The organism is Paracidovorax sp. MALMAid1276 (assembly GCF_049198005.1).
Classification (GTDB): Bacteria; Pseudomonadota; Gammaproteobacteria; order Burkholderiales; family Burkholderiaceae_C; genus Acidovorax.
The window spans coordinates 16103-29978 of record NZ_JBMIRS010000054.1 but is presented as its reverse complement, the minus strand read 5'-3'; the positions used below and the strand labels follow the sequence as shown (position 1 = coordinate 29978).

9 protein-coding genes are annotated in these 13876 nt (G+C 67.0%); 6 read left to right on the top strand and 3 right to left on the bottom strand.

Annotated elements, in window-relative coordinates; genetic code table 11:
* Window positions 1-31: 31 nt before the first annotated feature.
* Together ACOQFS_RS03355 and ACOQFS_RS03350 are read right to left on the bottom strand one after the other, a co-directional pair.
* The gene (locus ACOQFS_RS03355) at window positions 32-1582 is read right to left on the bottom strand and encodes a 3,4-dehydroadipyl-CoA semialdehyde dehydrogenase (RefSeq protein WP_421561557.1); all 1551 of its coding nucleotides are present in this window, start codon (window positions 1580-1582) and stop codon (window positions 32-34) included.
* Window positions 1583-1774: 192 nt separating this feature from the next.
* The gene (locus ACOQFS_RS03350) at window positions 1775-2242 is read right to left on the bottom strand and encodes a DUF4863 family protein (protein ID WP_421561556.1); all 468 of its coding nucleotides are present in this window, start codon (window positions 2240-2242) and stop codon (window positions 1775-1777) included.
* A 261-nt stretch (window positions 2243-2503) separates the two neighbouring features.
* Between ACOQFS_RS03350 and ACOQFS_RS03345 the strand changes: the two genes are divergently transcribed.
* From ACOQFS_RS03345 to boxA, 4 genes are all read left to right on the top strand, one after another.
* On the top strand, window positions 2504-3445 hold the full coding sequence (locus ACOQFS_RS03345) for a helix-turn-helix transcriptional regulator (protein WP_421561555.1): 942 nt from the start codon (window positions 2504-2506) through the stop codon (window positions 3443-3445).
* 187 nt (window positions 3446-3632) lie between these two features.
* Entirely contained in the window at window positions 3633-5303 is a 1671-nt protein-coding gene (boxC, locus tag ACOQFS_RS03340; protein ID WP_421561554.1) for a 2,3-epoxybenzoyl-CoA dihydrolase, read from the top strand.
* Window positions 5304-5407: 104 nt separating this feature from the next.
* Window positions 5408-6835 carry a benzoyl-CoA 2,3-epoxidase subunit BoxB gene (gene boxB / locus ACOQFS_RS03335; protein WP_421561553.1) on the top strand — a complete coding sequence of 476 codons (1428 nt, stop codon included), beginning with the start codon at window positions 5408-5410 and terminating at the stop codon, window positions 6833-6835.
* A 157-nt stretch (window positions 6836-6992) separates the two neighbouring features.
* Window positions 6993-8276, top strand: a complete 1284-nt coding sequence (gene boxA / locus ACOQFS_RS03330; protein ID WP_421561552.1) for a benzoyl-CoA 2,3-epoxidase subunit BoxA — start codon at window positions 6993-6995, stop codon at window positions 8274-8276.
* Window positions 8277-8304: 28 nt separating this feature from the next.
* On the opposite strand, the gene ACOQFS_RS03325 is transcribed toward boxA, so the two are convergent.
* Complete coding sequence (locus tag ACOQFS_RS03325) at window positions 8305-9735, bottom strand: short-chain fatty acyl-CoA regulator family protein (protein WP_421561551.1); 1431 nt, start codon at window positions 9733-9735, stop codon at window positions 8305-8307.
* 218 nt (window positions 9736-9953) lie between these two features.
* Here ACOQFS_RS03325 and prpC point away from each other — a divergent pair, with 218 nt between their 5' ends.
* Window positions 9954-11129, top strand: a complete 1176-nt coding sequence (gene prpC, locus ACOQFS_RS03320) for a bifunctional 2-methylcitrate synthase/citrate synthase (protein ID WP_421561550.1) — start codon at window positions 9954-9956, stop codon at window positions 11127-11129.
* Window positions 11130-11244: 115 nt separating this feature from the next.
* Window positions 11245-13872, top strand: a complete 2628-nt coding sequence (acnD, locus tag ACOQFS_RS03315; RefSeq protein WP_421561549.1) for a Fe/S-dependent 2-methylisocitrate dehydratase AcnD — start codon at window positions 11245-11247, stop codon at window positions 13870-13872.
* Window positions 13873-13876 lie beyond the last annotated feature (4 nt).

The window sequence follows — 13876 nt, the reverse complement described above, 5'->3', positions numbered from 1 at the left end:
AGGCGCGAAGCGACTCAGGGGGTGTTTCACTTCAGAGGCCCAGCGCGGCCAGCACGCCGGGGCTGGCCTGCACGGCCGTGCGCTGGTGGTAGAAAGCGAGCGCGCGCAGGCCGCCCAGTTCGGCGCCGCCGCCCGCGCGGCCCGGGCCGCCATGCTGCGACATGGGCATTACATTGCCGTGGCCGGTGTGGGCCTGGGCCACGTCGGGCGTGACCACATGCACGCGGCCATGGCTGGCTGCCACGGCCAGTGCGGTCTGCGCAAGGGCAGCTTCGTCGCTGCCATAGAGCGAGGTGACCAGCGAGCCCTGGCCCCGGTGGGCGAGGGCAATGGCATGGGCGCTGTCGCGGTAGGGCAGCAGCGTGGCCACGGGGCCGAAAACCTCCACATCGTGCACCGCCTGCGCGGCGTCGGCATCGCGTGCGCCCAGCAGCACCGGGCCGATGCAGGCGGCCACAGCCGGGTCGGCATCCACCAGGGGCTGGTCGCGCCCGTCGTGCAGCACCTGGGCATGGGCCTGCAGCGTGGCCAGGCCCTCGCGTACCGAGGCCAATTGCGCGCGACTGACCAGCGCGCCCATGCGCACACTGTCGTTGCGCGGGTTGCCCACGCTGATGCCGGCCAGCTTGGCGCCAATGGCCTCGGCCGCAGCGTCGTACACCGCGGCCGGCACCAGGATGCGGCGGATCGCCGTGCACTTCTGGCCCGATTTCACCGTCATCTCGCGCACCACTTCGCGCACCAGCAGGTTGAAGGCCTCGCTGCCCGGGGCCTCGCCCGGCAGCAGCACGGCGCTGTTGAGGCTGTCGGCCTCGATGTTGGCGCGCACCGAGCGCTGGGCCACAGCAGGGTGCGAGCGGATGATGCCCGCCGTCTCGGCCGAACCGGTGAACGACACCACGTCGAAGGGTTGCAACTGGTCCATGAGCCCGGCCGAGCTGCCGGCGATGACCGACAGCGCGCCCGCCGGCAGCACGCCCGCCTCCACCACGTCCTGGACCATGCGCTGCGTGAGCCAGGCGGTGGCCGTGGCGGGCTTGGCGATGACCGGCACGCCCGAGAGCAGGGCCGGCGCGGCCTTTTCCCACAGGCCCCAGGACGGGAAGTTGAAGGCATTGATGCACAGCGCCACGCCCTGCGTGGGCACCGACAGGTGCTGCGCCTGGAACACCGGCTCCTTGCCCAGGCGCACGGCATCGCCATCGCGCAGCGCGCGCACATCGCCCAGGGCATCGCCCCATTTGGCGTACTGGCCCAGGGTGAAGATGGCGCCATCGATGTCCACGGCCGAATCGTTCTTCACCGTGCCGGCATTGGCCGTGGCGATCTCGTAGTAGGCATCGCGGTGGGCCTGTAGCACCTTGACGATGGCCGCCAGCAGCGCGGCGCGCTCGCGGTAGGTCAAGGCCCGCAGGGCGGCCCCGCCCTGCTGGCGTGCAAAGCGGAAAGCCTCGGCCAGGTCGAGCCCGGTGGCGTCCACGCGCACCAGTGCATGGCCCAGCACGGGGTCGAACAGCGGCGTGCCGTTGCCGGTGCCCGTCTGCCAGCGGCCGGCGGCGTAGTTGGAGAGAAGTTCGGTCATACAGTTAGATGGAGAAGAATGCGGTTATCGGTTGTCCAACACGTTGTGCATCGCTTGCGACGCACGAAGCTGGCGCGGCCGAAGCCAGTGCCCCCGTGCAAGGGCCGCCAAGCCGCAGTGGGGGGCGGCCCCTACCGACTCGCGCAGCGAGTCGAGAGAGGGGTGAAGGCGCGAAGCGACTCAGGGGGTGCTTCATCTGCTGAATTGAATCTGGCCCTCGGGCAGGAGGTAGAGCACCAGGGCGCGGCCCTGGGTCACGGTCGGGCGGTGGGCCGTGCCCGGGCCGTAGACGCACCAGCCGGCAGGGTGGCCGTCGAAGCACGCCTCCCCCTCCAGGGGCATGATCAGGTCGATCTCGCCACTCGGGTGCGTATGGTGCGGGCCCGCGATGTCGCGCATGTCCACCACGTCCACCGAGAAGCGCTGGAGCGCGTCTTCCGGGCGGAAAACACGCCCGTAGCGCATACCACCGCCCTCGCGCTGGCACAGCCACCCTTCGTCCACGCCCCGCACACAGCCCGCCTTCAGGCGCCGGTACATGTCTGATTGCGGGCCATGGACGGCATTGAGCCAATCGGCCAGGGCACCGTCCAACGGGCGGCCGCCAAGCTGCGCGGTCAGCTCGGACAAGGCCTGGTGAAACGCGGCTTGTGAATTCATGGGTGACCTCTGCGACGACTTGGCGTCAGCGGCGGCTCGCAAGACAGCGGCCCGGATAGCGCGCCACTCCCCGCGCAAAAATCGACAGGGCTTGATCGCACGGCTTGTGCATTCAGGAGATGTGCAGTATGTTGCATTCACACGAACCATAGTTATGAAAACACCGCATGTCAAGCACTATAGTGCATGTATTGTCACAACAGGCAGGCTTTCAGATGCTTTCACACGCGGGACAATGGCGCCCAGCGAACAAGGATGGGTATGAATCAACCGGATGGATCAGGAGCGCTGATAGCAGCCGACGCCGCCACGGAGGCTGAAGCCGTGGCCGAGGGCGCCAAGAACCCCATGCTGGTGGCGTTGGGCGACAGGGTGCGCAACCTGCGCGCGCAGCGCGGCCTCACGCGCAAGGCGGTGGCCCTGGCCGCCGATGTCTCCGAGCGGCATCTGGCCAATCTCGAATACGGCACGGGCAACGCTTCCATCCTGGTGCTTCAGCAGGTAGCCACCGCCCTGCACTGCTCGCTGGCCGAGCTGCTGGGCGACTTCACCACCCGCTCGCCCGAGTGGCTGCTGATCCGAGAGCTGCTGGAGCACCGCAGCGAAGCCGACCTGCGCCGCGCGCGCCTGGCGTTGCACGAATTGCTGAGCGGCGGCGCACGCGACACCGCGCGCCACCGCCGGATTGCGCTGGTCGGGCTGCGGGGTGCGGGCAAATCCACGCTGGGGCCCCTGCTGGCGCGCCAGCTGGATCTGCCGTTCATCGAACTGAGCCGCGAGATCGAAACCCTGGCGGGCTGCAGCGTGCGCGAGATCCACGACCTCTATGGCACCACCGCCTATCGCCGCTACGAGCGCCGTGCACTGGAAGAGGTCGTGCAGATCCACAGCGAGGTGGTGATCGCCACGCCGGGTGGCATCGTGTCAGACCCGGCCACCTTCAACGAGCTGCTGGCGCACTGCACCACGGTGTGGCTGCGCGCTGCGCCCGAAGAACACATGGGCCGCGTGGCGGCCCAGGGCGACATGCGCCCCATGGCGGCCAGCAAGGAAGCCATGGACGACCTGCGCCGCATCCTCGATGGCCGCGCGGCCTTCTACTCCAAGGCCGACATCACGGTCGACACCTCCGGGCAGACCCCCGAGCAAAGCCTGCAGACACTGCTCGCCCGCGTCAGCGCGGCCATGAACACGCCCGCCTGACAGGCGGCGCGGCGCTGCTTGCGTGGCGGCCGCCCCCTTCTTCATCTGACGCCCTGCACCTGCCGCGACAGCAACGCGCTGCGGACATGCATTGACTTGCATGTAAATATGCACGATGATGCACATCAATCCAACGATACATGCACTATTTTTCCTGTTAACCTGTGTTTGCAGCCTGGAGCGCCCCATGACCCTGACCGCCACCCACCCCGCCCGCGTGGACTACCGTACGGACCCCACGCAATACCGCCACTGGAAGCTCGCCGTGGAGGGTTCCGTGGCGCGCCTGTCGCTCGACATTGCCGAAGACGGCGGCATCCGCCCTGGCTACAAGCTCAAGCTCAACAGCTATGACCTGGGCGTGGACATCGAGCTGCATGACGCGCTCAACCGCATCCGCTTCGAACACCCGCAGGTGCGCTCGGTCATCGTCACCAGCGCCCGCGACCGCATCTTCTGCTCGGGTGCCAACATCTTCATGCTGGGCGTCTCCAGCCATGCGTGGAAGGTGAATTTCTGCAAGTTCACCAACGAGACACGCAACGGCATCGAAGACTCGTCCAAACACTCCGGCCTGAAATTCGTGGCCGCCGTGAACGGCGCGTGTGCCGGCGGCGGCTATGAGCTGGCGCTCGCCTGCGACGAGATCGTGCTGGTGGACGACCGCTCGTCCGCCGTGTCGCTGCCCGAGGTGCCTCTGCTGGGCGTGCTGCCGGGCACGGGCGGCCTGACCCGCGTCACCGACAAGCGCCACGTGCGCCACGACCTGGCCGACATCTTCTGCACCAGCGTAGAAGGCGTGCGTGGCCAGCGCGCAGTGGACTGGCGCCTGGTGGACCGCATTGCCAAGCCCGCACAATTTGCCGCCGTGGTGACTGAGACGGCCGCCCGCTTGGCCGAGAGCAGCCCCCGCCCGGCCGCCGCGCAGGGCGTGGCCTTGACCCGTGTGGAGCGCGAAGAGACGGCGGACAGCCTGCGCTACGAGCATGTGCGCGTGGACATCGACCGCAGCCGCCGCACCGCCACGATCACGGTGAAGGCGCCCACCGCCGCACAGCCCGCCGATGTGCCAGCCATCGAGGCAGCAGGCGCCGCGTGGTGGCCGCTCGCGTTGGCCCGCCAGCTGGACGATGCCATCCTGAACCTGCGCACCAATGAGCTCGACATCGGCACCTGGCTGCTCAAGACCGAGGGCGATGCCGCAGCGGTGCTGGCCAGCGATGCCGTGATGCTGGCGCACCTGGACCACTGGCTGGTGCGCGAAACGATGGGCGCGCTGCGCCGCACCTTGGCACGGCTCGACGTGTCCTCGCGCACCCTGTTCGCCGTGGTGCAGGAGGGCTCGTGCTTTGCCGGCACCCTGGCCGAGCTGGCCTTTGCGGCCGACCGCGCCTACATGCTGGCCCTGCCCGACGATGCGGAGCGCGCGCCCAAGCTCACGCTCAACGCATTCAACTTCGGCTTCTTCCCCATGGTCAACGACCAGAGCCGCCTGCAGCGCCGCTTCTACGAAGAGGCATCGCCCCTGGAAGCCGCACGCGCCGCCGCCGGCAAGCCACTGGACGCCGACGCCGCGCTGGCCCTGGGCCTGGTGACCGCAGCGCCCGACGACATCGACTGGGACGACGAAATCCGCATCGCCATCGAAGAGCGCGCCGCCATGTCGCCCGACTCACTCACCGGGCTGGAAGCCAACCTGCGCTTTGCCAGCAAGGAGAACATGGCCACACGCATCTTCGGCCGCCTCACCGCCTGGCAGAACTGGATCTTCAACCGCCCCAACGCCGTGGGCGACCGGGGCGCGCTCAAGGTCTATGGCACAGGCCAAAAAGCTGGCTTCGATTTGAACCGCGTCTGACCCTACCCCTAAACCGTTCAGGCTGAGCCTGTCGAAGCCCCGCGACAAGCCTTCGACAAACTCAGGCCGAGCGGAGTTTTGGACTTCATCCCAGAGGAGCAACGATGAGCACGATCAACTACAGCGAGAAGATCCCCAACAACGTCAACCTGAGCGAGGACCGCACGCTGCAGCGTGCGCTCGAAGGCTGGCAGCCCAACTTCATCCACTGGTGGGACGACGTGGGCCCCGAGGGCTCGACCAACCACGAGGTCTACCTGCGCACCGCCGTGAGCGTGGACCCGCAGGGCTGGGCCCAGTTCGGCCATGTGAAGATGCGCGACTACCGCTGGGGCATCTTTTTGAATCCGGGTGATGCCAACCGCGAGATCCACTTCGGCGACCACAAGGGCGAGAAGGCCTGGCAGGACGTGCCCGGCGAGCACCGCGCCAACCTGCGCCGCATCATCGTGACCCAGGGCGACACCGAGCCCGCCTCGGTCGAGCAACAGCGCCACCTGGGCCTCACGGCGCCCAGCATGTACGACCTGCGCAACCTGTTCCAGATCAACGTGGAAGAGGGCCGCCACCTGTGGGCCATGGTCTACCTGCTGCACAAGCACTTCGGCCGCGACGGCCGCGAAGAGGCTGAGGCCCTGCTGCAGCGCACCTCGGGCGACGAGAACAACCCGCGCATCCTGGGCGCCTTCAACGAGAAGACGCCCGACTGGCTGGCGTTCTTCATGTTCACCTACTTCACCGACCGCGACGGCAAATTCCAGCTCTCGGCGCTGGCCGAAAGCGCGTTCGACCCGCTGGCACGCACCACCAAGTTCATGCTGACCGAGGAGGCGCACCACATGTTCGTGGGCGAAAGCGGTGTCTCGCGCGTGCTGTCGCGCACCGCGCAGGTGATGAACGACCTCAAGACCGACGACCCCGCCCAGGTACGCGCAGCGGGCGCCATCGACCTGCCCACCATCCAGCGCTACCTGAACTTCCACTACAGCGTGACCATCGACCTGTTTGGTGCCGATCAGTCGAGCAATGCCGCCACCTTCTACAGTTCGGGACTCAAGGGCCGCTACGAGGAAGGCAAGCGCACCGATGACCACATCCTCAAGGGCCAGACCTACAAGGTGCTGGAAGTCAAGGACGGCCAGTTGCTCGAAAAGGAAGTGCCCATGCTCAACGCTTTGAACGAGGTGCTGCGCGACGACTTCATCAAGGACTCCATGGCCGGCGTGGGCCGCTGGAACAAGGTGCTGGAAAAGGCCGGCGTGCCCAACCGCCTGGTGGTGCCGCACAAGGCCTTCAATCGCCAGATCGGCGCGCTGGCGGGCATCAAGATGTCACCCGACGGGCGGGTGGTGAGCGAGGCGGAATGGACCGCGCGCAAGGCCGAATGGCTGCCCACGCCGGAGGATTTTGCGTTTGTGGCCTCGCTCATGGGCCGCGTGGTGGAACCTGGCAAATTCGCGGGCTGGATCGCGCCCCCGGTGATGGGCATCAACCGCCAGCCCATCGATTTCGAGTACGTCCGCTTTAATTGAGCCCCCTGAGCCGCTGCGCGGATTCCCCCTTAGGGGGACGCCACCAGCGGCCCGGCAAAGCCGGTTCTGCGGTGGCACTGGCTTGGGCCGCGCCAGTTCCAAGGCCTGCTTCAGAGACCGCATCAGGCGGTGCTGGGCGACTTTCTGGAAGAAAAATATGGATACCACCACCACGCTGATCGACAACGGCATCCTGAAGCAGCACCTGATCGACCCCGAGATCTGCATCCGCTGCAACACCTGCGAGGCGACCTGCCCGGTGGGCGCCATCACGCACGACGACAACAACTACGTGGTGCGCGCAGATGTGTGCAACGGCTGCATGGCCTGCATCTCACCCTGCCCCACGGGTTCCATCGACAACTGGCGCACCCTGCCAGTGGCCCGCGCCTATTCGGTGGAAGAACAACTGGGGTGGGAGGCACTGCCGGCTGAAATTCCGCCCGAACAGTGGGGCGCAGACGGCTCAGCCCCCGGCAACACCAGCACCACCATACCGGCCGCGCCAGCGCCCGTGGCCGCAGAGCCCGGCACGCAGCCTTTCCGATCGGCGCAGTACGGCGCCACGGTTCCACCCTGGTCCGCCGCACACCCCTACACCAACCTTTTCGCACCGGCCCGGCCCACCACGGCCACCGTGGTGGGCAACTTCAACTGCACCGAAGCGGGGTTCGACAGCGAGACCCACCACGTGGTGCTCGACTTCGGCAGCATGCCGTTTCCGGTGCTGGAGGGCCAGTCCATCGGCATCGTTCCCCCCGGCACCGACGCACTGGGCAAGGCCCACCACGCGCGGCAATACTCGGTGGCGAGCCCACGCAACGGCGAGCGCCCCGGCTACAACAACCTGGCCCTCACCGTGAAGCGCGTGACGCAGGACTACGACGGCCACCCCGTGCGCGGCATTGCTTCCAACTACGTCTGCGACCTGAAGGTGGGCGACACGGTGCAGGTGATCGGCCCGTTCGGCAGCTCGTTCCTCATGCCCAACCACCCCCGCTCGCACATCGTGATGATCTGCACCGGCACCGGCAGCGCCCCCATGCGCGCGATGACCGAATGGCGCAGGCGTCTGCGCAGCAGCGGCAAGTTCGAGGGCGGCAAGCTCATGCTGTTCTTCGGCGCGCGCACCCAGCAGGAGCTGCCCTACTTCGGCCCGCTGCAAAGCCTGCCCAAGGACTTCATCGACATCAACCTGGCGTTCTCACGCACGCCGGGGCAGCCCAAGCGCTATGTGCAGGACCTGATGCGCGAGCGCGCGGCCGACCTGCTGGCCCTGCTGCGCGACGGCAGCAGCCACTTCTATGTGTGCGGACTCAAGGGCATGGAGGAAGGCGTGGTGATGGCCCTGCGCGACATTGCGCAAGATGCCGGGCTCAACTGGGACACGCTGGGCGCCACCCTCAAGCGCGAGGGTCGGCTGCACCTGGAGACCTATTGAAGAGACAGCCCCAGCGCCGCCCGCACGCCTATCGGGGGGGAGGCATCGCCACCGCTCCGTACGGTGCGAAACCGCTCTGGTTCTCGTCCACCGCCAGCGCGCGGCCCACAAACGGAAAGGCACGCTGCGGGCAGCCCTCGCGCTCGCAGACCTTGCACCCCATGCCGATGGGGGTGGCAGCCTCCGGGTCGCTCAGGTCCAACCCCTTGGCATAGACCAGCCGGCTGGCGTGGCGCACGTCACAGCCGAGGCCAATGGAAAACACCTTGCGCGGCGCACCGTAGCCCCGCGAGGCACCGCTTGTCACCGTGCGCGCGATCCACAGGTAGGCCCGGCGATCGGGCATGCGCGCCAGCTGCGGCAGGATGCGCTCGGGCTGCGCAAAGGCCTCGTACACGTTCCACAGCGGGCAGGTGCCGCCCGTGCGGCTGAAGTGGAAATGCGTGGCCGACTGGCGCTTGGAGATGTTGCCCGCCCGGTCCACCCGAACAAAGAAAAACGGCACACCCGGCGCACTGGTCCGCTGCAGCGTGCTCAGCCGGTGGCACACCGTTTCAAAGCCCACGCCAAAGCGCTGCCCCAGCAGGTCGATGTCGTAACGCAGCGCCTCTGCGGCATCAAGGAACGGGCCATAGGGCAGAAGAAGCGCCCCCGCAAAATAGTTGGCGAGGCCGATGCGGGCGAGCTGGAGGGTGGGCGCATCGCCGGCGAACGGGGTGGCTTGGGTCAATGCGTCGAGCATCTCGCCCAGCTCCAGAAACGCAAGCTGCGTCGCCAGCTGGAATGCCCGCTGCCCCGGGTCCAGGGTGCGCGCGACCCGGATGGTTTTTGAGCGCGGGTCGTACTGGCGCTTGCCCCCCTCGGGCGCGTCTGTCAACACAACCTGGATCTTGTGCTGGCTGCGAAGCCGCTCTTCAAGCCACCCCGCCAGGTCCGCCCCCCGCAGGCCTGCTTGGGCAGCCATGGCTTCGGCCGCGCGGTCCAGCCCATCGAAGTGGTTCTGGTGGGCAAAAAAGAAGTCGCGCACCGCTTCGAACGGCATCACCCGCGCTGCGGTGGCACCCGCCCGGTCGTCCCCCATGCGCAGCGCCACAGCTTCCAGCTGCGTTGCGGCTTCCAGGTTGCGGCGGTAGAGGGCCACGATGGCGCGCCCGAGGGCCGGCATCTGGCTGGCAACCTCCTGCAGCTCCGGCAGCGAGACGGGCTCGGCAGCATCTGCCAGCGCTTCGCGCATGCCCGCGATGAGGCGCGCCTCTTCGTCTTCCGAAAACTGCTGGATGTCCACACCCAGGGCCCGGTTGAGCTTGAGCAGCACGCTCACCGTGAGCGGCCGCTGGTTCTGTTCCACCTGGTTCAGGTAGCTCGGTGATATGCCCAGCGCCTGCGCCAGCGCGATTTGCGACATGCCGCGCTCCGAACGCAGCCGGCGCAGCTTGACCCCCATGAATGTTTTTGCCATCGTGGTTCTCCGTCAGAAAATTCGCACACTTCGCAAAACCGTCGGCTTCCATTCGCAAGAATTCGCCTTTTCAGCCCTGTTTGCAGAGGCATATTTTGCGTAAATTGCGAATCATGCAACACCCCAGCATTGATTGAGTTGATGAACTGGTGCGGCCGGCGCATGCCACCGCAGAGTCCTGTTTGCACGATCGCCTACCTGATACCGGAGACCACCCCATGAGCAGCACGACCACCGAAGCCGCAGCACCCGCGCCCGCTTTCTTCAAGCCCAAGAAGTCCGTCGCCCTGTCGGGCGTCGCCGCCGGCAACACCGCCCTGTGCACCGTGGGCCGCACGGGCAACGACCTGCACTACCGTGGCTACGACATCCTGGACATGGCCGAGGTCTGCGAGTTTGAGGAAATCGCCCACCTGCTGGTGCACGGTAAGCTGCCCACCCAGGCAGAACTGAAGGCCTACAAAACCAAGCTGCGCGCCCTGCGCGGCCTGCCCGCCAGCGTGAAGGAGGCCCTGGAGCGCCTGCCCGCCAGCGCACACCCCGTGGATGTGATGCGCACCGGCGTGTCGGCCCTGGGCTGCATCCTGCCCGAGAAGGACGACCACAGCCTGCCTGGCGCGCGCGACATCGCCGACCGTCTGATGGCCAGCCTGGGCAGCATGCTGCTGTACTGGTACCACTTCAGCAACTCGGGCCGCCGCATCGCGGTGGAGACGGAGGACGACTCCATCGGCGGCCACTTTCTGCACCTGCTGCATGGCACCCCGCCGCCCGATGGCTGGGTGCGCGCCATGCACACCTCGCTCAACCTATATGCCGAGCACGAATTCAATGCCAGCACCTTCACGGCGCGGGTGATCGCAGGCACGGGCAGCGACATGTATTCGAGCATTGCGGGGGCGATTGGCGCGCTGCGCGGCCCCAAGCACGGCGGAGCGAACGAAGTGGCGTTCGAGATCCAGAAGCGCTACGACAACCCCGAGCAGGCCGAGGCCGACATCCGCCGCCGCGTGGAGGCCAAGGAGGTGGTGATCGGCTTCGGCCACCCGGTCTACACCGTGAGCGACCCGCGCAACGTCGTCATCAAAGGCGTGGCGAAACGCCTGTCGCAAGAGGCCGGATCGACCAAGATGTTCGACATTGCCGAGCGGCTGGAGTCGGTGATGTGGGACGTGAAAAAAATGTTCCCCAACCTCGACTGGTTCAGCGCCGTGAGCTACCACATGATGGGCGTGCCCACCGCCATGTTCACGCCGCTGTTCGTGATCGCCCGCACCAGCGGCTGGGCGGCGCACGTGATCGAGCAACGCACGGACAACAAGATCATCCGCCCCAGCGCCCACTACACGGGGCCGGAAGACCAGGCGTTTGTGCCCATCGACCAGCGTTGCTAGCCAATTCATAGCGGTCAGCGCTCGCCAAATATAGGATTCAAGCCATTTTGTCTTGAATCGCTTTAGCAGAAAGCGCTGTCCGCTATAAAAACAATAGTAAAACCTTCCCCGCGACATGACGAACACCGCCCACCGTAAACCCCTCGCTGGCACGGGGCTGAGCCACTACGACGCGCGCGAAGCCGTGAATGCGCTGCAGCCCGGCGCCTGGGCCGCGCTGCCCTACACCGCCCGCGTGCACGCCGAAAACCTGGTGCGCCGCGCCGACCCTGCGCAGCTCGCCACCTACCTGCGCCAGCTCATCAAACGTCAGCGCAGCATCGACTTTCCGTGGTACCCAGTGCGTGTGGTGTGCCATGACATCCTGGGCCAGACGGCGCTGGTGGACCTGGCGGGCCTGCGCGATGCGATTGCGAAAGAAGGGGGCGACCCTGCGGCGGTGAACCCGGTGGTGACGGTGCAGCTCATCGTGGACCACTCGCTGGCCGTGGAGTGCGGGGGCGACGACCCCGACGCCTTTGCCAAGAACCGCGCCATTGAAGACCGCCGCAACGAGGACCGCTTTCACTTCATCGAGTGGACGAAGAAAGCGTTCGCCAACGTGGAGGTGATCCCGGCGGGCAACGGGATCATGCACCAGATCAACCTGGAGAAGATGTCGCCCGTGGTCTGCGTACAAGATTGCGTGGCCTTCCCCGACACCTGCGTAGGCACCGACAGCCACACGCCCCATGTGGATGCGCTCGGCGTGATCGCTGTGGGCGTGGGCGGGCTCGAAGCCGAGAACGTGATGCTGGGCCGCGCCAGCTGGATGCGCCTGCCCGAGATCGTGGGCGTGCAACTCGCGGGCCAACGCCAGCCCGGCATCACCGCCACCGACATCGCCCTGGCGCTGACCGAGTTCCTGCGCCAAGAAAAGGTTGTGGGCGCCTATGTGGAATTCTTCGGCGATGGCGCCGAGAGCCTGTCCATCGGAGACCGCGCCACCATCAGCAACATGTGCCCCGAATACGGTGCCACCGCCGCGCTGTTCTACATCGATGCGCAGACCACCGAGTACCTGCGCCTGACCGACCGCGCGCCCGAGCAGGTGCGGCTGGTGGAGACCTATGCCCGCGCCGCAGGCCTGTGGGCCGACACGCTGCGCGAAGTGCAGTACGAGCGCGTGCTGCGCTTTGACCTGGGCACCGTGGTGCGCAACATGGCAGGCCCCAGCAACCCGCACCGCCGCCTGCCCACCACCGCACTGGCCGAGCGCGGCATTGCCGCCCCGTGGGGGCAAGAGCCCGGCCGCATGCCCGATGGCGCCGTCATCATCGCGGCCATCACCAGCTGCACCAACACCAGCAACCCGCGCAACGTCATCGCCGCAGCCCTGCTGGCGCGCAATGCCCGCCGCCTGGGCCTGGCGCGCAAGCCCTGGGTCAAGACCTCGCTGGCGCCCGGCTCCAAGGCCGTGGAGCTGTATCTGAAAGAAGCCGGCCTGCTGGCCGACCTGGAGGCGTTGGGCTTTGGCATCGTGGCCTTTGCCTGCACCACCTGCAACGGCATGAGCGGCGCGCTGGCCCCCGCCATCCAGCAAGAGATCATCGACCGCGACCTGTACGCCACGGCCGTGCTCTCGGGTAACCGCAACTTTGATGGACGCATCCATCCGTACGCCAGGCAGGCCTTCCTGGCCAGTCCGCCGCTGGTGGTGGCCTATGCCCTCGCAGGCACCGTGCGCTTTGACATCGAGAACGACGCCTTTGCCGTGGTGGACGGCCAGCCCGTGCGCCTGAAGGACCTGTGGCCCAGCGATGAAGAGATTGACGCCATCGTGGCCCAGGCCGTGAAGCCCGCGCACTTTCGCGCGGTGTACCAGCCCATGTTCGCCATCCGCAACGACGACGGCAAAGCCGTGAGCCCGCAGTACGACTGGCGCCCAGAGTCCACCTACATCCGCCGCCCGCCGTATTGGGACACCGAAGGCGTGGGCGCGCTCGCGGCCTTTCCGCGCACGCTGAAAAACATGCGCCCGCTGGCCCTGCTGGGCGACAACATCACCACCGACCACCTGTCGCCGTCCAACGCCATCCTGGCCGACAGCGCGGCGGGCGAGTACCTGGCGAAGATGGGCGTGCCCGAGGAGGACTTCAACTCCTACGCCACCCACCGGGGCGACCACCTCACCGCCATGCGCGCCACGTTTGCCAATCCGCAGCTCGTCAATGAAATGGCGGTGGTGGATGGCCGGGTGCAAAAGGGATCGCTGGCACGCATCGAACCCGAGGGCCGCGTGGTGCGCATGTGGGAGGCGATGGAGACCTACCTGCAGCGCCGCCAGCCGCTGCTCATCATTGCCGGGGCCGACTACGGCCAAGGGTCGAGTCGCGACTGGGCCGCCAAGGGCGTGCGCCTGGCGGGTGTGGAGACGGTGGTGGCCGAGGGCTTTGAACACATCCACCGCACCAACCTGATCGGCATGGGCGTGCTGCCGCTGGAGTTCACGCCCGGCGTGACCCGCCTGACGCTGGGGCTGGATGGCACCGAAACCTACGATGTTTTGGGCGAGCGCACCCCGGGCGCCACCCTCACGCTGGTGGTGTACCGCCGCAGTGGCGAGACGCTGCAAGTGCCCGTGATTTGCCGGCTGGATACGGCCGAGGAAGTTTCGGTGTACGAAGCGGGGGGTGTGCTGCAGCGGTTTGCGCAGGATTTTTTGGAATCCAATGCAAAATCTGCCGCCAGCTCTTTCTCATAAAGCG

Coding starts and splice junctions, on each gene's coding strand:
- ACOQFS_RS03355 (WP_421561557.1), bottom strand. CDS start 1,582: ATGACCGAACTTCTCTCCAACTACGCCGCCGGCCGCTGGCAGACGGGC.
- ACOQFS_RS03350 (WP_421561556.1), bottom strand. CDS start 2,242: ATGAATTCACAAGCCGCGTTTCACCAGGCCTTGTCCGAGCTGACCGCG.
- ACOQFS_RS03345 (WP_421561555.1), top strand. CDS start 2,504: ATGAATCAACCGGATGGATCAGGAGCGCTGATAGCAGCCGACGCCGCC.
- boxC (WP_421561554.1), top strand. CDS start 3,633: ATGACCCTGACCGCCACCCACCCCGCCCGCGTGGACTACCGTACGGAC.
- boxB (WP_421561553.1), top strand. CDS start 5,408: ATGAGCACGATCAACTACAGCGAGAAGATCCCCAACAACGTCAACCTG.
- boxA (WP_421561552.1), top strand. CDS start 6,993: ATGGATACCACCACCACGCTGATCGACAACGGCATCCTGAAGCAGCAC.
- ACOQFS_RS03325 (WP_421561551.1), bottom strand. CDS start 9,735: ATGGCAAAAACATTCATGGGGGTCAAGCTGCGCCGGCTGCGTTCGGAG.
- prpC (WP_421561550.1), top strand. CDS start 9,954: ATGAGCAGCACGACCACCGAAGCCGCAGCACCCGCGCCCGCTTTCTTC.
- acnD (WP_421561549.1), top strand. CDS start 11,245: ATGACGAACACCGCCCACCGTAAACCCCTCGCTGGCACGGGGCTGAGC.